The organism is Saliniferula longa (genome assembly GCF_050789285.1).
Classification (GTDB): Bacteria; Pseudomonadota; Alphaproteobacteria; order Rhodobacterales; family Rhodobacteraceae; genus CAVPWP01.
Map to the genome: position 1 here is coordinate 51,097 of NZ_JBOUVX010000003.1, position 18,748 is coordinate 69,844.

Sequence of the window (18,748 nt, forward strand, 5' to 3'; positions counted from 1 at the left end):
GGCGTCACAGCGGTGCGATGTCGCCCTCGGCCCGCAGGCCATGGAAGGCCGCCTCCCAGGCGGCGAAGCGCCCGTCGGCGATGGCCTCGCGCATCCCCTGCATCAGCTCCTGATAGTAATGCAGGTTGTGCCAGGTCAGCAGCATCCCCGAGATCATCTCGCCCGCCCGGAAGACGTGGTGCAGGTAGGCGCGGGAATAGCCCCGGCAGGCGGGACAGGCGCAGGCCTCGTCCAGCGGGCGCGGGTCGTCCTGGTGGCGGGCGTTCTTGATGTTGACGACGCCGCGCCGGGTGAAGGCCTGCCCTGTCCGTCCCGACCGCGAGGGCAGCACGCAGTCCATCATGTCGATGCCGCGTTTGACCGCGCCCACGATGTCATCGGGTTTGCCCACGCCCATCAGGTAACGCGGCTTGTCCGCGGGCAGCATGCCCGGCGCGTGGTCGAGGACGCCGAACATCGCCTCCTGCCCCTCGCCCACGGCAAGGCCGCCCACGGCATAGCCATCGAAGCCGATCGCGGTCAGCGCCTCGGCGCTTTCGGCGCGCAGGTCGATCTCGAGCCCGCCCTGCTGGATCCCGAACAGCGCGTGTCCGGGTCGGTCGCCGAAGGCCTCGCGCGAGCGCGTCGCCCACCGCATCGACAGCCGCATGCTGTCCTCGATCCGCTTGCGGTCGGCGGGCAGCGCGGGGCATTCGTCGAAGGCCATCACGATGTCCGAGCCCAGAAGGCGCTGGATCTCCATCGAGCGTTCGGGGGTCAGGAAATGCTCCGACCCGTCGATGTGGCTGCGAAAGCGCACGCCCTCTTCGCCCAGCTTGCGCAGCCCCGACAGGCTCATGACCTGGAACCCGCCCGAGTCGGTCAGGATCGGCCGGTCCCAGTTCATGAAGCGATGCAGCCCGCCCAGCCGCGCCACCCGTTCGGCCGTGGGACGCAGCATCAGGTGATAGGTGTTGCCCAGCAGGATGTCGGCCCCCGTGGCACGCACGCTTTCGGGCAGCATCGCCTTGACCGTGCCGGCGGTGCCCACGGGCATGAAGGCGGGCGTGCGCACGTCGCCCCGGGGCGTGCGGATCAGCCCGGTCCGGGCGGTGCCGTCGGTGGCGTGCAGCGTGAACTGGAAGCGGTCGGTCATGGCGCCTCCCGATAGTGGCTTTCCGGCCCGATGCAAAGCCCGCCCGTGCCGCCCGCCGCCCCCGGCCTTTACGCCCCGGCCCCGAAACCTTATATCTTCGCTCAACTACTCATCGCCGAAGGTGACAGATGTCCGTCCAGCCGCAGGAGCACCTTGAGGGAACGCCCCTCATCCGGCCGTCAAGCACGGACCACCCGCTGTACGACAGCGTGGTCGAGGCCTGCCGCACGGTCTTCGATCCCGAGATCCCGGTGAACATCTACGACCTTGGCCTTGTCTACACGATCGACATCACCGACGACGGCGAAGTGACGGTGGTGATGACGCTGACCGCGCCGGGCTGCCCGGTGGCGGGCGAGATGCCGGGCTGGGTCGCCGATGCGGTCGGGCCGATTCCGGGCGTCAAGCAGGTCGATGTCGAACTCAGCTGGAACCCGCCCTGGGGCATGGACATGATGTCCGACGAGGCACGGCTCGAGCTGGGGTTCATGTAAGCGTCACGCCACGGATATCCTGGCGTCACGGACCTGCGGCATTCTGCGACACACGCCGATGCGCGCTGCGCGCCGGCCTGGGCTTTGCCAGTGACCTTGGGTGTGGGTGGGCGGGCGGTCGGTATGGCCGCCCGATCCCGCGGACGACGCCCTTGACGCATCTGAGAGATTGTGCCCGGCCCGGACCTGCGGCATCTTCCGCCCCATGATGAAGTCCCTGCCACCCTTTCTCCTGGCCGTTGCCCTTGCCGTCGCGCTGGCCGCCTGCACGTCCACAAGTCCCTTCGAGCCGCGCATCGACACCTCGTCGATGCCGCCCGACCTGCCGCGCAGCGCCATCGCCGACCTCGACCCCGAGGTGCAGAAGCGGATCGAACGCGGCCTGACCACGATCCAGCGCCGCCTCGCCCCGGTCTGCCCGCCCCAGGACATCCGCCTGATGCAGGAAGCGCTGGTGCTGTTCGGCTGGGCCACGACCGCCGAGGTGCCAAGCCCGTCGATGCAGGCCTATGTCGACCGCCGCGCACCCGAACTGCGCGCCGCGCGCGACCGCCTGGCCCCTGCCTGCCGGGCACAGGTCGACGCGCTGGTGACCGAAATCCGCGGAACCGCCCGGTGACCGACGCCCGCAGCGAATGGGAGAAGATGGTCGCGGGCGACCTCTACCGCCCGGGCGACCCCGAGCTTGCCGCGGCCCGGGCGCGGGCGCAGGCGCTGATGCGCGACTACAACCGCACCATCGTGGGCGAGGACGACATCCGCGGTCCGATCCTTGACCGGCTTCTGGGCGGGCGCGGCCCAGGCTGCGCGATCCGCACGCCCTTCCACGTGGATTACGGCGTCAACATCTTCCTTGGGCGCGACGTGTTCTTCAACTACGGCTGCACGGTGCTCGACGTCTGCCGCGTGACGATCGGCGACATGACGCAGATCGGCCCCGGGGTGCAGATCGTCGCCGCCGACCACCCGCGCGAGGCCGAGCATCGCGACGCGGGCCTCGAGAACGGCAAGCCGGTGACGATCGGGCGCAACGTCTGGATCGGGGCCCTTGCGGTGATCTTGCCCGGGGTGACCGTGGGCGACGACGCGATCATCGGCGCGGGCGCGATCGTCACCCGCGACGTGGCGCCCGGAACCACGGTGGTGGGAAACCCCGCGCGCCCCCTGCCCCGCAAGGGCTGACCCGCAGGGCCTGACACCATGAACCTGACACCATGGGCCTGACCCCATGGGCTTGAGGGGACGGCCGCGAAAGCCTATCTTGTCTCCAGGACTGAAGGAGCCCCCCATGTTCGGCATCCCCGGCAAGCAGGCCGTGACCATGACCCCCGCCGCCAAGGCGCAGATCGCGCGCCTGATGGCCCGCGATGGCCACAAGGGCCTGCGCATCGGCGTCAAGAAGGGCGGCTGCGCGGGCATGGAATACACCATGGACTACGCCGCCCAGATCGACCCCCTGGACGAGGTGGTGGAAGAGGACGGCGCGCGCGTGATGATCGCGCCGATGGCGCAGATGTTCCTGTTCGGCACGGTCATCGACTACGAGACCGGCCTGCTCGAATCGGGCTTCAAGTTCCGCAACCCCAACGTGGTCGACGCCTGCGGCTGCGGGGAATCGATCAAGTTCAAGGACGTGGACGAGCTTGCCGCCGAACGCGGCGCTTGACCTTCCGCCCCTGCCCTGCAAGGTCCGGGCGGTAAGCTGGACTGAACGCGAAGGGGTCACGTCATGCGCAAGCTCGCCGCCGGAAACTGGAAGATGAACGGCACGACCGGCAGCCTGGCCGAGGCCATGGCTGTGGCCGCGGCCCACCCCGATGCCGCGGTCGAACTGCTGATCTGCCCGCCCGCGACGCTGATCACGGCGATGGCGACGGCTGCGACCGGCACCCCGCTTGAGGTCGGCGGCCAGGACTGCCACGCCGCCGCGTCGGGCGCGCACACCGGCGACATCTCGGCCGCGATGCTTTCCGACGCCGGCGCGTCCTACGTCATCCTTGGACATTCCGAGCGCCGCACCGACCACGGCGAGACCGACGCGCTTGTCCGCGCCAAGACCGAAGCCGCCTGGGCCGCCGGCCTGACCGCCATTGTCTGCGTGGGCGAGACCCTGGCCGAGCGCGACGCCGGCCGGACGCTCGAGGTGGTGGGCCGGCAGCTTGACGGCTCGGTTCCCAACGGCGCGTCGGGCGCGCGGCTGGTCATCGCCTACGAACCGGTCTGGGCGATCGGCACCGGCAAGGTGCCCACGACCGGCCAGATCGCCGAAGTGCACGACTTTCTCCGCGCGCGCCTCGACGCGCGCTTCGGCGAAGGCGTGGGCCGGCTTGTGCGCCTGCTCTACGGCGGGTCGGTGAAGCCCTCGAATGCCGCCGAGATCTTTGCCATCCGGAACGTCGACGGCGCGCTTGTGGGCGGGGCCTCGCTGAAGGCCGCAGAGTTCTCGGGCATCATCGCCGCGCTTGAGGACAGCGTTGGCTGACATCGCCCAGGGCACCGCCGCCCGGCTGGGGCGCGCGGGGCGCAGCGGCCGGATCGCGACCGGGCTGCGCCTGGCCGCGCTGCTGGCCGCCGCCGCCTGCCTTCTGCCGATGCTCGCCGTGGCCGTCGCCGCGCTTATGGGCGGGACCGACACGGTCGCCCACCTGGCCCAGACGGTGCTCTGGCGCTACACGGGCAACACGCTGCTTCTTGTCGCGCTGGTCGCCGCCGGCACCACCGCGATCGGGACCGGCGCGGCCTGGCTTGTGACCATGACGCGCTTTCCCGGCGTCCGTCTCTTCGAGGTGGCTCTGGCGCTGCCGCTGGCCTTCCCGGCCTATGTGCTGGCCTATGCCTATACCGACTTTCTCGACCATCCCGGCGCGGTCCAGACCGCCCTGCGCGCGCTGACCGGCTGGGGGCCGCGCGACTACTGGTTCCCCGAGGTGCGCAGCCTGCCCGGCGCGGCGGCGATGCTGACGCTGGTGCTTTACCCCTATGTCTACCTGCTGGCCCGCGCGGCCTTCCTGCAGCAGTCGGCCACGACCTATCTGGCCGCCCGCGCGCTGGGCCAGACGCCCTGGGGGGCCTTCCGCCGCGTGTCGCTGCCGCTGGCGCGCCCGGCGATCGCGGGGGGGACGCTGCTTGCGATCATGGAGACGATCGCCGATTACGGGACCGTGTCCTATTTCGCGGTGCCGACCTTCGCCACCGGCATCTACACCAGTTGGTTCTCGATGGCCGACCGGGCGGCGGCGGCGCAGCTGGCGCTGGGGCTTCTGGCCTTCGCCCTTCTGATCGCCATGCTCGAGCGGATGCAGCGCGGCCGGGCGCGCCACCACATGACCGGCTCGCGGCAGGAGCGGATCGAACCCGCCGCGCTGACCGGTGCGGCGCGCTGGGGCGCGGTGCTGCTGTGCGGGCTGCCGGTTCTTCTGGGCTTCGCGCTGCCGGTCGTGCTGCTTCTGGGCATGGCGATCGGGTCCGGGCAGGACCTGCTTGGCCCGCGCTACCTGGGGTTCCTCAGGAACTCGCTGATCCTTGCCGGAACCGCGGCCGCGGTGACGGTGACGGCCGCGGTGATGATCGGGTTCTACCGGCGGGTCGAACCCGGGCGGCTGTCGCGCGCGGCCGCGCAGGTCGCGCGGATCGGCTATGCCGTTCCGGGCGGCGTGATCGCGGTGGGGCTTCTGGTGCCCTTCGCCGCCTTCGACAACGCGCTTGACGCCGTCATGCGGGCGCGCTTCGGCGTCTCGACCGGGCTGCTGCTGACCGGGTCGATCTGGCTGCTGGTCATGGCCTACATGGTGCGCTTCATGGCCGCGGCCCTGTCGGCCTATGACAGCGGGCAGGAAACGATCCATTCCACCATGGACGCGGTCGCGCGCACGCTGGGCCACAGCCCGGCAGGGATGCTGCGGCGCGTGCACCTGCCGATCCTGCGGCCCTCGGTTCTGACCGCGCTTCTGATCGTTTTCGTCGACGTGATGAAGGAACTGCCCGCGACACTGATCATGCGGCCCTTCAACTTCGACACGCTGGCGGTGCAGGCGCACCGGCTGGCCGCCGACGAGCGGCTGGATGGCGCGGCGGTGCCGAGCCTCGTCATCGTCGCCGTCGGCCTGCTGCCGGTGATCCTGGTCTGCCGGGGCCTCGGGGCCCGGCGATCGCCCGGCGCGGGCTGACGGCCGTGCGCGGGCTTCTTGCCGGCGTCACCGCCCGCGACCTGCGCATCGGGACCGTGGCCCTTGGCCTTGTCGTCGTCGCCTTCTTCGCCATCGGCTATGCCATCGGGGAACTCACAAGCCCCAAGCGCATCACCGCAACCTCGCCCTCGCTTGAATTCGAGCCCGCACGCACCCAGGCGGAAGAACCCGACGTCCTTGGCCGGACCGGCTCCCGCGTGCCGGGCTGGCAGGATCTTTATGTCAACGATTACGACGACCTGCTGACGCCCGAGGCCGAATCCGACCTCCGCGCCGCGCTGGAAGGGGTGTGGCAGCGCACCGGCATCGAGATGACGCTGCTCACGATCCCCGGCATCGACACCTACGGCCACCCCGGCCCGATCGAGCCCTTCGCGACCGAGCTGTTCAACGCCTGGGGCATTGGCGATGCCGACCGCAACGACGGCGTGCTGATCCTGGTCGCGCGCCAGGACCGCGCCATGCGGATCGAGATCGGCGCGGGCTATGGCCCGGAATGGGACGCGGTGATGCAGCGGGTGGTCGACGCCGCGTTCCTGCCCGCCTTCCGCGAGGACCGCTATCAGGACGGCATCCGCGACGGCGTGGACGAGACGATCCATGCCGTCTCGGGCAGCTATCCCGGCGAATGGGACAGCCCGGTCTGGGCGCAGGGCTGGTCGTGGATCGGGCGCAGGCTGGGCGATCTGGGGCTGTGGCTTCTGGGCCTGCTCGCCCTGCCCGTGGCCGGCGTCGCCGTCGCCGTCCGCCGCTACCTGCGCGCCCGTCCCCGCCCCTGCGAACGCTGCGGCACGTTGATGGAACGCGCCGGGGAAGAGGCGGACGACGCCCACCTCGACGGCGGACAGCGGCTTGAGGAATACCTCAGGTCGGTCGACTACGACGTCTGGCACTGCCCGAACCAGAGCTGCGGGCACATGAAGATCATCCGCTATCCATCCTGGATTACCTCGCATTCCGCCTGTCCCGCATGCGGCTACCGGACGCTGTCGACCACCGCGACCGTCCTGACGCAGGCCACGCGCAGCGCGACGGGAACCAAGCGCCTCGACTACGACTGCCAGAACTGCGGCCATCGCGACAGCGAAACGCGGACGATCCCCAAGATCAGCGACAGCGGGTCCGGATCGTCGCGGTCGTCCTTCGGGGGTGGCTCGTCCTCGGGCGGGGGCGCCAGCGGGCGGTGGTAGATTTTCTTGAACTTCCGCTGACAAGGCCCTGACCCAAAATGAAAAGGCCCGGGCGCAAAGGCCCGGGCCAGGTGAAGCCTGGGGATGGTCGTCCCGATGGGCGGCTACTTCCAGCCGACCTCGTTGAAGATCTGCACCGCGGTGTCGAGGTTCGCGGCCACGTCCGACAAGGCGATCGCGTCCGAGCGGAACAGCCCCAGTTCGGCCACCGAGGGCGACAGGCCCACACCGGGCACCGCCGGATATTCGTCGTTGCCGGCCGAGAAGTGTTCCTGCGCGGCGTCGCCGGCCAGATACTCAAGGAAGAGAATCGCGTTGTCGCGATTTGGTGCGTTGGCCGCGACGCCGGCACCCGAAATGTTGACGTGTGTGCCGTTGCCGCCTTGGTCGGGGAAGACCCAGCCGAACATCCCAAGGTGGTCGGACAGACCGTCCACCGAGGTGCGGATCGCGCGGGCGAAGTAATAGGTGTTCGACACCGCGATGTCGCATTCGCCTGAGACGATGGCCTTCAGCTGGTCGGTATCGCCGCCCTGAGGTTCGCGCGCCATGTTGTCCACCACGCCCTGCGCCCAGGCGCGCGCGGCCTCTTCGCCCGCATGTGCGATGATCGAGGCAAGAAGGGTCTGGTTGTAGGTGTTGGTCGACGACCGGATGCAGATCTGGCCCTTGAAGCGCGGATCGGCGAGGTCGGCATAGGTCCGCGGCGGATCGGCAAGCTCGGTCTTGTCGTAGAAGAAGATGCGGGCGCGCTGCGAGAAGCCGAACCACTGGTTGTCGCTGTCCTGCAGATAGGCGGGAATGCGGGCCTCGAGCACGGCCGAATCGACCGGCTGGAAGATCCCGCGATCCTTGGCGCGCACCAGGCGCGAGGTATCGACGGTGATGAACACGTCGACCGGGCTGTTCGCGCCCTCGGCCTCGATCCGGGCGAGAAGCTCGTCGTCGTTGCCCTCGATCCGGTTCACGGTGATGCCGGTGGCAGCGGTGAAGTCCGCGTACAGCGCTTCGTCCGTGTCGTAGTGGCGCGAGGAATACAGGTTGATCTCGCCCTGCGCGAAGGCGGGCGCCGCGATCACGGCGGCCAGTGCGCCAAGCATCAGACGGGCCTTGGAACTGGACATGTCGGTCTCCTCATTCTGTCCGCGGTGTCATTTCCGAGCAGATCACTCGGGTATTTCACCGCCGCCGTCAAGACATTTCCGACTGAAAAAGTCAGGTTATGCCTGGCGCCCCTCGTCTCGGGTCACGTCATGCCCGTATAGCCAGTCGAAGCGCCGAAGCGCCTGCGCCGGCGCAAGCGCCGCGCCAAGGCGCAGGACGCCATGCGCCACGCCGCGCACCAGGGGATTGGACAGGTGGTAGTTGCGCGCATTCGCCGTGGCCGCGTCGATCACGCGGGTGGCGCGGGGACGCCGCGCGGCCTCGTAGGCGGCCAGCGCCTTGGCCTGGGGCATGCGGTCCAGGCAGTCGGCCAGCACCCAGGCGTCCTCGAGCGCCAGGTTGGCCCCCTGCGCGAGGAAAGGCAGCGTCGGGTGCGCGGCGTCGCCCAAAATCGCCCGCGCGCCGTCCTGCCAGCGCGCGGCGACCGGGTGGCGGAACAGCCCCCAGAGGTGCACCTCGTCCACCCGCGCAAGCCAGCCCGGCACCGGCCCGCCGAAGCGCGCGAAGGCGCGCCGCAGATTGTCGGGATCATCGCGGTGATGCCAGCCCTCTTCGGTCCAGTCGCGTCGTTCCTCGACCGCGACGATGTTGCGCAGCCCGCCGGCCAGCGGATAGCTGACCAGATGGCGGCGCGGGCCCATGAAGACCTGCGCCTCACGCGGCGCGGCGGGGCCCTCGGCGATCAGCGCGCGCCAGGCGACCTGCCCGGTGAAGTGTGGAGAGGCGGCGCCGTTCAGGCCCGCGCGCAGACCCGAATGCAGGCCGTCGGCGCCGATCGTCAGGTCGGCGGGCAGCGCGCCGCCGACGATCCGCGCGCCCAGGCGGATGGTCACGCCCGCCTCGCGCGCCCCGGCTGCGAGGATCGCGATCAGGCGGGCGCGGTGAACGAAGAGATAGTCGCCCGCCGCACCCTCGCGCCGCAGATCCAGCCGCAGCACCTGGGCCCCCTTGCGGAAGTCGCGCAGCACCACCGCATCGCCCCCCAGCGCCGCCGAACGCAGCGCCGCGCCGAGGCCAAGCGCGTCGATCACGCGCAGGCCATTGGGACTGACCTGAAGGCCCGCGCCGACCTCGGCGATGGCCGGGGCCTGCTCGAACAGCGTCACCCGCGCGCCCCTGAGCGCCAGCGCCCGCGCGACGGCAAGGCCGGCCACGCCGCCCCCGATCACCCCGATCTGCCGCCCGCCAAGATGTCCGTCCGCCGCCATGCGCACCCCCTGAACGAAAGAAGCGCCGGATCATCGCTGATCCGGCGCCCCTCCTCCTCCCTGGATTTCCAGGCGCGCCGCCGGTTATCCGGCTGGCGCGTAAACGGCGCGGACGCAGGTCGCCCGCGCCGGATTCAGTCGTCCCTGTGAACCTTCTCGCGGCGCTCGTGGCGTTCCTGCGCCTCGAGGCTGAGGGTCGCGATCGGACGCGCGTCGAGGCGCTTGAGCGAAATCGGCTCGCCGGTTTCCTCGCAATAGCCGTATTCGCCCTCTTCGATCCGGCGCAGCGCGGCGTCGATCTTGGCGACAAGCTTGCGCTGGCGGTCGCGGGTGCGCAGCTCAAGCGCGCGGTCGGTTTCCTCGCTGGCGCGGTCTGCGATGTCGGGGATGTTGCGGGTGCTGTCCTGCAGGCCGACGATCGTGGACTTGCTTTCGTCCATCAGGTCGGCCTTCCAGTTGAGCAGCTTTCTGCGAAAGTACTCGAGCTGGCGCTCGTTCATGAAGGGTTCGTCTTCGGCCGGACGGTAGTCGTCGGGAAGGAAAACCTCGGCTTTCATTCGTGTTCCCTTGTCTTGTCCGGATGCTTCGGCGGAAGTCGTTTCATCCATCCGTGCGCTCCTTTTGCCGGGGTCATATCGCAAGCCTGCGGCATTGTCACTATGCGTTGAGCACTTCTTGAAGCCGCGGGCCGCGCGGGCTATCGTAAGTACAATCATCGCAGGCAGGCTGTTGAATTTTCCATGAAATTTACGGGCACCGACTCCTACGTCGCCACCGACGATCTGACTGTTGCCGTGAACGCGACAGTCGCGCTGGAGCGCCCGCTTCTGGTGAAGGGCGAACCCGGCACGGGCAAGACCGAGCTTGCCCGCCAGGTGGCCGAGTCGCTGGGCCTCGAGCTGATCGAGTGGCATGTGAAATCGACCACGCGCGCCGCTCAGGGCCTTTACGAATACGACGCCGTCAGCCGGCTGCGCGACAGCCAGCTTGGCGACGAACGCGTGCATGACGTGCGCAACTACATCCGCAAGGGCAAGCTCTGGCAGGCCTTCGATTCCGACCGAAAGGTCGTCCTGCTGATCGACGAGATCGACAAGGCCGACATCGAGTTTCCCAACGACCTGCTTCAGGAACTCGACCGCATGGAGTTCCACGTCTACGAGACGGGCGAGACGATCCGCGCCCGTCACCGCCCCGTGGTCATCATCACCTCGAACAACGAAAAGGAGCTGCCCGACGCCTTCCTGCGCCGCTGCTTCTTCCACTACATCCGGTTCCCGGACATGGAGACGATGAAACGCATCGTCGACGTGCACTTTCCCGGCATCAAGCCCGCGCTGCTGACCGAGGCGCTGACCCGGTTCTTCGAGCTGCGCGAGACGCCGGGCCTGAAGAAGAAGCCCTCGACCTCGGAAGTGCTCGACTGGCTGAAGCTTCTGCTGGCCGAGGACCTGTCGCCCGAGGACCTGCGGCGCGACGCCAGGGACGCCCTGCCCCGGCTGCACGGCGCGCTTCTGAAGAACGAACAGGACGTGCAGCTATTCGAACGGCTGGCGTTCCTTGCGCGGAGGGAAAGATGAGCCCGGTCATCCGCCCCCTCAGACGCGACGACGCGGCCGACTGGCGCAGGCTGTGGCGGGCCTACCTTGCCTTTTACGAAACCGAATTGCCCGAGGCGATCTACGACACCCAGTTCGAGCGGCTTCTGGGCGACGATCCCCACGACTACCACGGCCTCGTGGCCGAGCTTGACGGGCGGCCCGTGGGGCTGGCGCATTACCTTTTTCACCGCCACGGCTGGAAGGTCGAGAACGTCTGCTACCTGCAGGACCTCTACGCCGACCCCGCGGTGCGCGGGACGGGCGTGGGCCGGGCGCTCATCGAAGGCGTCTATGCCGCCGCCGATGCCGCCGGCGCGCCAGCCGTCTACTGGATGACACAGGAGTTCAACGCCACCGCCCGCCGGCTTTACGACCGGATCGGCGAGGTGACGCCCTTCATCAAATACGCGCGGCCCCTTCCGTGATCCGCGCGCTGGCCTTCGCGCTGATGGCGCTGGCGCTGGCGGCCTGCGCGGCGGCGCCGGCGGTCGAGGTGCCCGAACGGCGCGCCAACCTTCCCACCACGCTGCCGCCGATGCTGACCTTCTCGGGGCCTTATGTCACGCCGCCCCAACGGTCGAACGAGGCGATGGCCCGCGATATCCTCGACCTGACGTTCCAGCTGGAAAGCGGGCGCGCGCTGCCGGTGCTGACCCGCTTCGAGGGGCCGATCACGGTGCGTGTGACGGGGACCGAACCGCCCACGCTCGCGGCCGACCTCGAGCGGCTTCTGGTTCGCTTCCGCACCGAGGCGGGCATCGACATCCGCCGGGTGCCGGCCGAGGCGCCGGCCTCGATCACGGTCGAGGTCATCACCCGGGCGGAGCTGTCGCGCACGGTCCCGCAGGCCGCCTGTTTCGTGGTGCCGCGCGTGTCGTCCTGGGACGAGTTCCGCCGCAACCGCCGCAGCCCCCGGCTCGACTGGGTGTCGCTGGGCACGCGCGAGACGATGGCCGTCTTCCTGCCGGGCGACGTCAGCCCGCAGGAGATCCGCGACTGCCTGCACGAGGAACTGGCGCAGGCCATCGGGCCGCTCAACGACCTTTACCGCCTGCCCGACTCGGTCTTCAACGACGACAATTTCCACACCGTGCTGACCGGGTTCGACATGCTGGTGCTGCGCACGATCTACGATCCCGCGCTGCGCTCGGGCATGACGCGCGAGGCGGTGGCCGACCGGCTGCCGGCGATCCTTGACCGGCTGAACCCGGCCGGCCGCGCGCCACGCGGCGACGTGCTGGGTCCGACCCCACGCGACTGGATCGACGCGATCGAGACCGCGCTGGGGCCGCGGGTGTCGGATTCGCGCCGGATCGAGGCCGCCCGCGCGGCGGTGCGCATCGCACAGGCCGAGGGATGGCGTGACGGGCGCTATGCCTTCAGCCTGTTCGTGCTGGGCCGCCTGACGCTGGGGGTCGAGCCCGAGGTCGCGCTGTCGGCCTTTCTTCAGGCGGGCAGCTTCTATTCCTCGACCCCGGGGATGGAGATCCAGGCGGCGCATGTCGCGATGCAACTTTCGGCCTTCGCCCTTTCGGCCGGGCAGGCCGATGCCGCGATCGACATCGTCAACGCCCATCTGCGCGACGTGGCGCGGGCCGAGAACGCGGCCCTTCTGGCCACGCTTCTGTTCGTGAAGGCCGAGGCGCTGGAGCTTGAGAACCGGCCGGCCGAGGCACGGGAGGTGCTGCTCGACAGTCTGGGCTGGGCCCGGTATGGCTTCGGCCCCGAGGCCGAGGTGCGGCAGCGCGCGGGCGAGATCGCCGCGCTGAGCCCGCGGTCGCGGCAGGTGGCGACGGGACCGACGGTGGTGCCGGTTGAGACGGGGTCGGGATCATGATCGTGCTGGCGGGCTTTCTGGGCGGGGCGCTTTACGGGGCCCTGCTGGCGCGCAAGCGCGAGGGCACGCGCCTTGACATGGCGCAGTACGCAGCCGGCTTCGCGATCGCCTTCGGGCTGCTGGGGCTGTTCCTGACCATCTTCCTCGAGCGCATGGCCTGACGCGGCGGGGTTCAGGGGGCTCTGCCCCCGCCGCGCCTTGGCGGCGCGACCCCCCCGGGATACTTTGACCAAGAAGAACCCCCGTCCGGGAGACCTCCGAAAGGGCCGATCCGTGTTCCTGCCATTCTTCGAAGCCCTGAGGTCCGAGGGCGTGCCGGTGTCGCTGCGCGAGTTCCTCGACTTTCTCGGCGCGCTGCGCGCCAGGGTGGCGAACGACGACACCGAGGGCTTCTATCACCTGGCGCGGGCGGCGATGGTGAAGGACGAGCGCCACCTCGACCGGTTCGACCGCGCCTTCGCGAAAAGCTTCGGCGGGCTCGAGGCGGTGTCGCTGTCCGCGCTGATCGAGGCGGCCGATCTGCCGGCGGATTGGCTGCGCAAACTGGCCGAGCGCCACCTGACCGACGCGGAGAAGGCCGCCGTCGAAGCTGCGGGCGGCTTCGAGGCGCTGATGGAGCGGCTGCGCGCCCGTCTGCGCGAGCAGGAGGGCCGCCACCAGGGCGGGTCGAAATGGATCGGGACCGCCGGCACCTCGCCCTTCGGGGCCTATGGCTACAACCCCGAGGGCGTGCGGATCGGGCAGGACGAAAGCCGCCACCGGCGCGCGGTCAAGGTCTGGGACCGGCGCGAGTTCCGCAACCTTGACGACACGGTCGAGCTGGGCACGCGCAACATCAAGGTGGCGATGAAGCGCCTGCGCCGGTGGGCGCGCGACGGCGCGGTGGAAGAGCTTGACCTTGACGGCACGATCCGGGCGACGGCGCACCAGGGCTGGCTGGACGTCCGGACCCGGCCGGAACGGCGCAACGCGGTCAAGGTGCTGCTGTTTCTCGACGTGGGCGGGTCGATGGACGCCCATGTGAAGGTGGTCGAGGAGCTGTTCTCGGCCGCGCGGGGCGAGTTCCGGCATCTGGAGCATTTCTATTTCCACAACTGCCTTTACGAGGGTGTCTGGCGCGACAACCGCCGCCGCTGGGACCGGCAGACGCCGACCTGGGAGGTGCTGCGCACCTATGGCGCGGACTGGAAGTGCATCTTCGTGGGCGATGCCGCGATGTCGCCTTACGAGATCGCCATGCCCGGGGGCGCGAACGAGCACTGGAACGCCGAGGCGGGCGAGGTCTGGCTGCGGCGCGCGCGCGACCAGTGGCCGGCGCATCTGTGGATCAACCCGGTGCCAGAGGCGACCTGGCGCTGGAGCCAGTCGACGGACATGATCCGCGCGATCTTCGGGCCCGAGCGCATGGTGCCGATGACACTTCAGGGGCTTGACCGGGGCATGCGGGTGCTGGGCCGATGATCGGGCATCTGTGGGCGCGCCACCGCTGGCTGCTTCTGGGCTTTCTGGTCGCGAGCGCGCTTGCGCTGGTCTTCACCGCGCGCGCCCTGGTCCTCGCGGCCTACTGGAGCGAACACCGCGACGAGGCGATCGCCGGCTGGATGACGCCGGGCTATGTCGGACACAGCTGGAACGTGCCGCCCGAGGTGGTGGGCGCGGCGCTTGGGCTGCGCCGCGAAGACGGCGCGCGGCGCCTGACCCTGACCGAGATCGCGGCGGCGCAGGGGGTTCCGGTGGCGGACCTGGCCCGGGACCTCGAGACCGCGATCGCCGCCTTCCGGGGCGCGCCATGACCGAGCTTTTCTTCTCGCTCGTGTCGACCTACGGCGCGCTGGTGATCGGCGTCACGACCTTCCTGTCCTGCCTCGCGCTGCCGATCCCGTCGTCCTTCGTGATGCTGGCCGGCGGGGCCTTCGTCGCCTCGGGCGACCTGACGCTGCTGGCGGTCGTGGGGGCGGCCTATGCCGGGGCGGTGATCGGCGACCAGGCGGGCTATCGCGCGGGGCGCTACGGCGGGCAACGGCTTGAGACGCGGATCGCGCAGGTGCCGGCGCGGGCGGCGCTTGTGGCGCGCGCGCGCGCCTTCGTTGCGCGCTGGGGGGCGGCGGGGGTCTTCTTCTCGACCTGGCTGGTGGCGCCGCTTGGACCGTGGGTCAACGTGGCGGCAGGGGCCACCGGCATGGGCGCGGTGCGCTTCACCTTCTGGGACGCGCTGGGCGAGGCGATCTGGGTCGCGATCTACGTGGGCCTTGGCTATGCCTTCGCGGCCAACATCGACGCGCTGGCGGGGCTTCTGGGCAATGCCGTGGCCGCGATCACGGCGGCGGCCGTGGCGGCGGGTCTGGGCCTCCTGCTGCTGCGCGCGGCGCGGACCCGTCCGTGAGGTCCCTCTCTGCCGCGTCGCCATTGCCGGCGGGCCGGTTCCGCCCCATATCCCGCAGATGCTGAAGTTCACGCCGATCCTTCTTGCGATCCTCTACGCGCTGGCGATGTACCGCCTGTCGGCCTGGCGCACCGCGCGCGAGCTTGACGCGCGCTCGACCGAGCTGGCCGACCCGGTGCTGAAGTCGCTGACCGACCGGATGGCGGCGGCGCTCGACCTCAAGCGGATCAAGGTCCACATCTACGAGGTCGATCCGGTGAACGGGCTGGCCGCGCCGGATGGGCGCATTTTCATCACCCGGGGCTTCTATCGCAAATACCGCAACGGCGAGGTCACGGCCGAGGAACTGGCCAGCGTGATCGCGCATGAACTGGGGCATGTGGCACTGGGCCATTCGCGGCGGCGGATGATCGACTTTTCGGGCCAGAACGCCCTGCGCACCGCGCTGGCGATGGCGCTTGCGAAGGTCCTGCCGGGGTTCGGCATCCTGATCGCCAACTCGATCGCCGCCCTTCTGGCCGCGCGCCTGTCACGCGCGGACGAATACGAGGCCGACGCCTATGCCTCGGCGCTGCTGGTCAAGGCCGGGATCGGGACGGCGCCGCAGAAATCGCTGTTCACCAAGCTCGAGGCGTTGACCCAGACGCGCGCGGGGTCGGTGCCGGCCTGGATGATGAGCCACCCCAAGACCGACGAGCGTATCCGGGCGATCGAGGCGCTTGAAGCGCGCTGGACGCCGGTTCCGAAGACCTAGCCGGCAAGCGCCTTGCCCAAGCGCGGCAGGCGCGCCTTCTTCAAAAGCCGCCGCGTGGGCCAATCCTCGCCCGACAGCCGTTCGGCCTCGAGCCGGACGTCGTCCACGACGCGGGCGACGGTGTCGGGGGCCTCGGACCAGAGCCGCCAGAGAAACGCGTCCGCGTCGGTGCGCGCGAGGCCTTCGAAGGTCAGAAGCCCGCGCGGAAAATCGGCGCGGTTCTGCGTGACGAGGACATCCGCCGACCCGGCAATGGCGGCGGCCAGGACGTGGACGTCGGCCGCGTCGGGCAGGTGCAGGCGCGCCTCGTCGGCGGCCCTGGGCCGGACCAGGGCGCGGGGAAACCGCGCGCCCAGACGCGCGATCTCGCCCTCGGCCAGGGCCAGATCGGCCGGACCGCCGCGCGCGGCGACATGGCGCCATTCGTCCAGGATGCGGGGCGACCAGAGCGGCTGGTAAAGGCCGGCCGCCGCGCAGCCCAGAAGGATCTCGCGCATCACCGTGGGGTAAAGCACGTTGGTGTCGAGAAGCGCCTTCACCCGTCCAGCCGGAACGCCAGCGCCTTGAGATAGCCCGACTCGGCCAGTTGCGGCAGCTGCGGGTGATCGGGGCCGGCGAAGCCCGTGTGCAGAAGTTGCGCCTGGCGCCCTGCCCGACCGATCCCGCGGGTGCAGGCGGTGCGGAACTTCGCAAGGTCGGCGGCGTGCGAACACGAACACAGCACCAGATAGCCCCCGGGCGCGACCAGCGCCGCGGCCAGCCGGGCCACCCGTTCGTAGGCGCGCAGACCTGCGTCAAGCGCCTTGCGCGATGGCGCGAAGGCGGGCGGGTCGCAGACCACAAGATCGAAAAGGGCCGCCTCCTGCCCCAGTGCCTCGAGCGTGGCGAAGGCGTCGCCCGGGCGTGTCTCGAAACGGTCGGACAGGCCCATGCGGCTGGCGCCTTCGCGGGCCAGGGCCAGCGCGGGGTCCGAGGAATCGACCGCCAGCGCGCGATCGGCCCCACCCGCCAATGCGGCCAGCGCGAAGCCGCCCACATGCGAGAAGACGTCCAGAACGCGCGCGCCGCGGGCCAGACCGGCCGCGAAGGCGTGGTTCGGGCGCTGGTCGTAGAAAAGGCCCGTCTTCTGACCGCCCAGAAGGTCGGCCATGTAGATCGCCCCGTTCATCGGAACCGGCACGGGGCCGTCGAGCGCGCCGCACAGGATCTTCGTCTCGGCGTCGAGCCCCTCGAGCGTCCGCGCCCGCCCGCCGGCGTTCTTGACGACCGTGGCGGCGCCGGTCTCGGCCCGCAGCGCCTCGACCAGCGCATCGAGGCGCACCTCGGCCCAGGCGGCGTTCGGCTGCACCACGAGCGCGTCGCCGAAACGGTCGACGACGACGCCGGGAAGACCGTCGGCCTCGGCGTGGATCAGGCGGTAGAAGGGCGCGTCGAAGAGGCGCGCACGCAGGGCCAGCGCGCGGGCGACGCGGGTTCGGAACCAGTCCGCGTCGATCTGCGCGGCGGTGTCGCGGTCGAGCATCCGCGCGAAGAGCTTCGAGGCGGGGTTGACCGCGACAAGGCCCATGTCGTTGCGCGCGTCGTCCTGAAGCACGGCGATCGTGCCCGGCGCAAGCGCCCGGGTCCGCCGGTCGGCGACGACCTCGTTGTCATAGACCCAGGGAAAGCCGTGGCGGATGGCCTGCGCCGCGGCCTTGGGGTTCAGCCGGACGACCGGCAGATCGGATGCTGTCATGGCCGCGCTTTAGCGCGTTGCCCGTGCCGAGGGAAGGGCGGTGGATGCGCCGCCCCCTGCCCTTGCCGGGCGCCTGTGGACTAGCGCCCCGCCGCCGTCGGCGAGGGATCGCGCAGTTCGGCCACGATGACGCGGGCCAGATGATCCACCACCGTGACCCGCTCGGTCTGCCCGGCGCGGTCGGCGGCAAGTGCCTGAGACCCGCCAAGCGCCGGGGCATCGGCGCTGACCAGGCGCGGGCCTTCGATGACCGCGCCGGTGCGGGGGTCGGTCACGGTCAGCACGAAGCGGATCGAATGCACGCCGCCCACGCTGTAGCGCGCCTTCTCGGTCAGCGAATGGAAGCGCCGCACCTCGACCTGTACCCGCACGTCGCGGCTGCCGGTCAGGGTGGCCACGCCGCGCCCCATCCCCTCTTCGAAGATGCGCTGGACCTGCTGGAAGCGGTCGCCGTAGGGCTCGCCCCGCCAGACGATGTCGGCGCGGGGGTAATAGGCGTTCTCCTCCGAGACGGTCAGCGTGCGCGGCACCTCGACCGACAGGGCGACGACGTCATAATCGCGCACGGCCGGCGGCGCGATGCCGCCGATGTCACGGTCCTGAAACGGGGACGCGCAGGCCGCGAGAAGACACGCGGACGACAGGACGATCCCTCGCCGGGTGAACATGGAAAACGCTCCCGCCCCGAAAACCACACATGGCCGCGAAGCATCGGTCACGGAAGGGTCGCTGAAAAGCGAAAACCCGGCGCCGGGCCGGGTTTTCGTCGCGCTATGGCAGGGAAATCACGCCGTGTGGGCGTTCAGTCGGGGCGCACGGCGGCGCAGAAGACGGTCGCGCAGGCCGCGCATGGCCTGGCTGAAGGCCTCGGCGCGCAGGCGGCGCGCTTCGCGTTCGATCGCGTGGATGTCGATCGGCTGGTCGAATTGGTGTTTCATGCTCGTCACTCTCGAATTGGTCAGGGTCATCGTGCTACCCTCCCTTGACCGAGGACCTAGTCGCTGCAGCGCGGCATAACCAGCGCCGCATCGGCAAAGCCGCCATGCGCAGGGCGCAACGG

Annotated in this window: 23 protein-coding genes; 15 read left to right on the forward strand and 8 right to left on the reverse strand. The window is 70.0% G+C overall.

Annotation, left to right across the window (positions count from 1 at the left end; all coding sequences use genetic code 11):
• Positions 1–4: 4 nt before the first annotated feature.
• The gene (gene tgt, locus ACRDNQ_RS13240) at positions 5–1,135 is read right to left on the reverse strand and encodes a tRNA guanosine(34) transglycosylase Tgt (RefSeq protein ID WP_431829168.1); all 1,131 of its coding nucleotides are present in this window, start codon (positions 1,133–1,135) and stop codon (positions 5–7) included.
• A gap of 128 nt (positions 1,136–1,263) precedes the next feature.
• On the opposite strand from tgt, the gene ACRDNQ_RS13245 reads away from it, so the two are divergent.
• The 7 genes from ACRDNQ_RS13245 to ACRDNQ_RS13275 all read left to right on the forward strand — a co-directional run bounded on the left by ACRDNQ_RS13245 (position 1,264) and on the right by ACRDNQ_RS13275 (position 7,006).
• A complete protein-coding gene (locus tag ACRDNQ_RS13245) occupies positions 1,264–1,629 on the forward strand; it encodes an SUF system Fe-S cluster assembly protein (RefSeq protein ID WP_431829169.1) in 366 nt (121 codons plus the stop codon).
• Positions 1,630–1,834: 205 nt separating this feature from the next.
• Positions 1,835–2,248 (forward strand): hypothetical protein, encoded by a 414-nt coding sequence (locus ACRDNQ_RS13250; RefSeq protein ID WP_431829170.1) that lies wholly within the window; start codon positions 1,835–1,837, stop codon positions 2,246–2,248.
• A gap of 26 nt (positions 2,249–2,274) precedes the next feature.
• Entirely contained in the window at positions 2,275–2,811 is a 537-nt protein-coding gene (locus tag ACRDNQ_RS13255) for a sugar O-acetyltransferase (RefSeq protein ID WP_431829789.1), read from the forward strand.
• 106 nt (positions 2,812–2,917) lie between these two features.
• Positions 2,918–3,295, forward strand: coding sequence for a HesB/IscA family protein (locus ACRDNQ_RS13260; RefSeq protein ID WP_431829171.1), 378 nt, complete (start codon positions 2,918–2,920; stop codon positions 3,293–3,295).
• Positions 3,296–3,358: 63 nt separating this feature from the next.
• Complete coding sequence (gene tpiA, locus ACRDNQ_RS13265) at positions 3,359–4,111, forward strand: triose-phosphate isomerase (protein ID WP_431829172.1); 753 nt, start codon at positions 3,359–3,361, stop codon at positions 4,109–4,111.
• A gap of 1 nt (position 4,112) precedes the next feature.
• Positions 4,113–5,795: an ABC transporter permease gene (locus ACRDNQ_RS13270; protein ID WP_431829790.1), complete on the forward strand. Its 1,683-nt coding sequence runs from the start codon at positions 4,113–4,115 to the stop codon at positions 5,793–5,795.
• Positions 5,796–5,800: 5 nt separating this feature from the next.
• On the forward strand, positions 5,801–7,006 hold the full coding sequence (locus ACRDNQ_RS13275) for a TPM domain-containing protein (RefSeq protein ID WP_431829173.1): 1,206 nt from the start codon (positions 5,801–5,803) through the stop codon (positions 7,004–7,006).
• 104 nt (positions 7,007–7,110) lie between these two features.
• Here ACRDNQ_RS13275 and ACRDNQ_RS13280 read toward each other — a convergent pair whose 3' ends face one another.
• From ACRDNQ_RS13280 to dksA, 3 genes are all read right to left on the reverse strand, one after another.
• On the reverse strand, positions 7,111–8,130 hold the full coding sequence (locus ACRDNQ_RS13280) for a Fe(3+) ABC transporter substrate-binding protein (RefSeq protein ID WP_431829174.1): 1,020 nt from the start codon (positions 8,128–8,130) through the stop codon (positions 7,111–7,113).
• 96 nt (positions 8,131–8,226) lie between these two features.
• Positions 8,227–9,378 (reverse strand): FAD-dependent oxidoreductase, encoded by a 1,152-nt coding sequence (locus ACRDNQ_RS13285; RefSeq protein ID WP_431829175.1) that lies wholly within the window; start codon positions 9,376–9,378, stop codon positions 8,227–8,229.
• 134 nt (positions 9,379–9,512) lie between these two features.
• A complete protein-coding gene (dksA, locus tag ACRDNQ_RS13290) occupies positions 9,513–9,935 on the reverse strand; it encodes an RNA polymerase-binding protein DksA (RefSeq protein WP_431829176.1) in 423 nt (140 codons plus the stop codon).
• A 183-nt stretch (positions 9,936–10,118) separates the two neighbouring features.
• On the opposite strand from dksA, the gene ACRDNQ_RS13295 reads away from it, so the two are divergent.
• The 8 genes from ACRDNQ_RS13295 to ACRDNQ_RS13330 all read left to right on the forward strand — a co-directional run bounded on the left by ACRDNQ_RS13295 (position 10,119) and on the right by ACRDNQ_RS13330 (position 15,953).
• Positions 10,119–10,958: an AAA family ATPase gene (locus tag ACRDNQ_RS13295; protein ID WP_431829177.1), complete on the forward strand. Its 840-nt coding sequence runs from the start codon at positions 10,119–10,121 to the stop codon at positions 10,956–10,958.
• Positions 10,955–11,404, forward strand: a complete 450-nt coding sequence (locus ACRDNQ_RS13300; RefSeq protein WP_431829178.1) for a GNAT family N-acetyltransferase — start codon at positions 10,955–10,957, stop codon at positions 11,402–11,404. The genes ACRDNQ_RS13295 and ACRDNQ_RS13300 overlap by 4 nt, the downstream gene beginning before the upstream one ends.
• Positions 11,404–12,816: a DUF2927 domain-containing protein gene (locus ACRDNQ_RS13305; RefSeq protein WP_431829791.1), complete on the forward strand. Its 1,413-nt coding sequence runs from the start codon at positions 11,404–11,406 to the stop codon at positions 12,814–12,816. Before ACRDNQ_RS13300 ends, ACRDNQ_RS13305 begins: the two co-directional genes overlap by 1 nt.
• Complete coding sequence (locus ACRDNQ_RS13310; RefSeq protein WP_431829179.1) at positions 12,813–12,977, forward strand: hypothetical protein; 165 nt, start codon at positions 12,813–12,815, stop codon at positions 12,975–12,977. Before ACRDNQ_RS13305 ends, ACRDNQ_RS13310 begins: the two co-directional genes overlap by 4 nt.
• A gap of 112 nt (positions 12,978–13,089) precedes the next feature.
• Positions 13,090–14,277, forward strand: a complete 1,188-nt coding sequence (locus tag ACRDNQ_RS13315; protein WP_431829180.1) for a vWA domain-containing protein — start codon at positions 13,090–13,092, stop codon at positions 14,275–14,277.
• Positions 14,274–14,609 (forward strand): hypothetical protein, encoded by a 336-nt coding sequence (locus ACRDNQ_RS13320; RefSeq protein ID WP_431829181.1) that lies wholly within the window; start codon positions 14,274–14,276, stop codon positions 14,607–14,609. Before ACRDNQ_RS13315 ends, ACRDNQ_RS13320 begins: the two co-directional genes overlap by 4 nt.
• Positions 14,606–15,199, forward strand: a complete 594-nt coding sequence (locus ACRDNQ_RS13325) for a DedA family protein (RefSeq protein ID WP_431829182.1) — start codon at positions 14,606–14,608, stop codon at positions 15,197–15,199. The genes ACRDNQ_RS13320 and ACRDNQ_RS13325 overlap by 4 nt, the downstream gene beginning before the upstream one ends.
• A 58-nt stretch (positions 15,200–15,257) precedes the next feature.
• Entirely contained in the window at positions 15,258–15,953 is a 696-nt protein-coding gene (locus ACRDNQ_RS13330; protein WP_431829183.1) for a M48 family metallopeptidase, read from the forward strand.
• On the opposite strand, the gene ACRDNQ_RS13335 is transcribed toward ACRDNQ_RS13330, so the two are convergent.
• The 4 genes from ACRDNQ_RS13335 to ACRDNQ_RS13350 form a co-directional block, all read right to left on the reverse strand.
• Positions 15,950–16,492, reverse strand: coding sequence for an RSP_2648 family PIN domain-containing protein (locus ACRDNQ_RS13335; protein WP_431829184.1), 543 nt, complete (start codon positions 16,490–16,492; stop codon positions 15,950–15,952). The two genes, ACRDNQ_RS13330 and ACRDNQ_RS13335, sit on opposite strands and share 4 nt — an antisense overlap.
• Entirely contained in the window at positions 16,489–17,688 is a 1,200-nt protein-coding gene (locus tag ACRDNQ_RS13340) for an RSP_2647 family RNA methyltransferase (protein WP_431829185.1), read from the reverse strand. The genes ACRDNQ_RS13335 and ACRDNQ_RS13340 overlap by 4 nt, the downstream gene beginning before the upstream one ends.
• A gap of 80 nt (positions 17,689–17,768) precedes the next feature.
• Positions 17,769–18,356: a DUF6778 family protein gene (locus ACRDNQ_RS13345; protein ID WP_431829186.1), complete on the reverse strand. Its 588-nt coding sequence runs from the start codon at positions 18,354–18,356 to the stop codon at positions 17,769–17,771.
• 117 nt (positions 18,357–18,473) lie between these two features.
• On the reverse strand, positions 18,474–18,626 hold the full coding sequence (locus ACRDNQ_RS13350; protein WP_431829187.1) for an RSP_7527 family protein: 153 nt from the start codon (positions 18,624–18,626) through the stop codon (positions 18,474–18,476).
• Positions 18,627–18,748: the final 122 nt, after the last annotated feature.

Excerpts from the sequence above, each read along its gene's own strand:
- tgt (WP_431829168.1), bottom strand. The coding sequence starts at position 1,135 with ATGACCGACCGCTTCCAGTTCACGCTGCACGCCACCGACGGCACCGCC.
- ACRDNQ_RS13245 (WP_431829169.1), top strand. The coding sequence starts at position 1,264 with ATGTCCGTCCAGCCGCAGGAGCACCTTGAGGGAACGCCCCTCATCCGG.
- ACRDNQ_RS13250 (WP_431829170.1), top strand. The coding sequence starts at position 1,835 with ATGATGAAGTCCCTGCCACCCTTTCTCCTGGCCGTTGCCCTTGCCGTC.
- ACRDNQ_RS13255 (WP_431829789.1), top strand. The coding sequence starts at position 2,275 with ATGGTCGCGGGCGACCTCTACCGCCCGGGCGACCCCGAGCTTGCCGCG.
- ACRDNQ_RS13260 (WP_431829171.1), top strand. The coding sequence starts at position 2,918 with ATGTTCGGCATCCCCGGCAAGCAGGCCGTGACCATGACCCCCGCCGCC.
- tpiA (WP_431829172.1), top strand. The coding sequence starts at position 3,359 with ATGCGCAAGCTCGCCGCCGGAAACTGGAAGATGAACGGCACGACCGGC.
- ACRDNQ_RS13280 (WP_431829174.1), bottom strand. The coding sequence starts at position 8,130 with ATGTCCAGTTCCAAGGCCCGTCTGATGCTTGGCGCACTGGCCGCCGTG.
- ACRDNQ_RS13285 (WP_431829175.1), bottom strand. The coding sequence starts at position 9,378 with ATGGCGGCGGACGGACATCTTGGCGGGCGGCAGATCGGGGTGATCGGG.
- dksA (WP_431829176.1), bottom strand. The coding sequence starts at position 9,935 with ATGAAAGCCGAGGTTTTCCTTCCCGACGACTACCGTCCGGCCGAAGAC.
- ACRDNQ_RS13295 (WP_431829177.1), top strand. The coding sequence starts at position 10,119 with ATGAAATTTACGGGCACCGACTCCTACGTCGCCACCGACGATCTGACT.
- ACRDNQ_RS13300 (WP_431829178.1), top strand. The coding sequence starts at position 10,955 with ATGAGCCCGGTCATCCGCCCCCTCAGACGCGACGACGCGGCCGACTGG.
- ACRDNQ_RS13310 (WP_431829179.1), top strand. The coding sequence starts at position 12,813 with ATGATCGTGCTGGCGGGCTTTCTGGGCGGGGCGCTTTACGGGGCCCTG.
- ACRDNQ_RS13320 (WP_431829181.1), top strand. The coding sequence starts at position 14,274 with ATGATCGGGCATCTGTGGGCGCGCCACCGCTGGCTGCTTCTGGGCTTT.
- ACRDNQ_RS13325 (WP_431829182.1), top strand. The coding sequence starts at position 14,606 with ATGACCGAGCTTTTCTTCTCGCTCGTGTCGACCTACGGCGCGCTGGTG.
- ACRDNQ_RS13330 (WP_431829183.1), top strand. The coding sequence starts at position 15,258 with ATGCTGAAGTTCACGCCGATCCTTCTTGCGATCCTCTACGCGCTGGCG.
- ACRDNQ_RS13340 (WP_431829185.1), bottom strand. The coding sequence starts at position 17,688 with ATGACAGCATCCGATCTGCCGGTCGTCCGGCTGAACCCCAAGGCCGCG.
- ACRDNQ_RS13345 (WP_431829186.1), bottom strand. The coding sequence starts at position 18,356 with ATGTTCACCCGGCGAGGGATCGTCCTGTCGTCCGCGTGTCTTCTCGCG.
- ACRDNQ_RS13350 (WP_431829187.1), bottom strand. The coding sequence starts at position 18,626 with ATGAAACACCAATTCGACCAGCCGATCGACATCCACGCGATCGAACGC.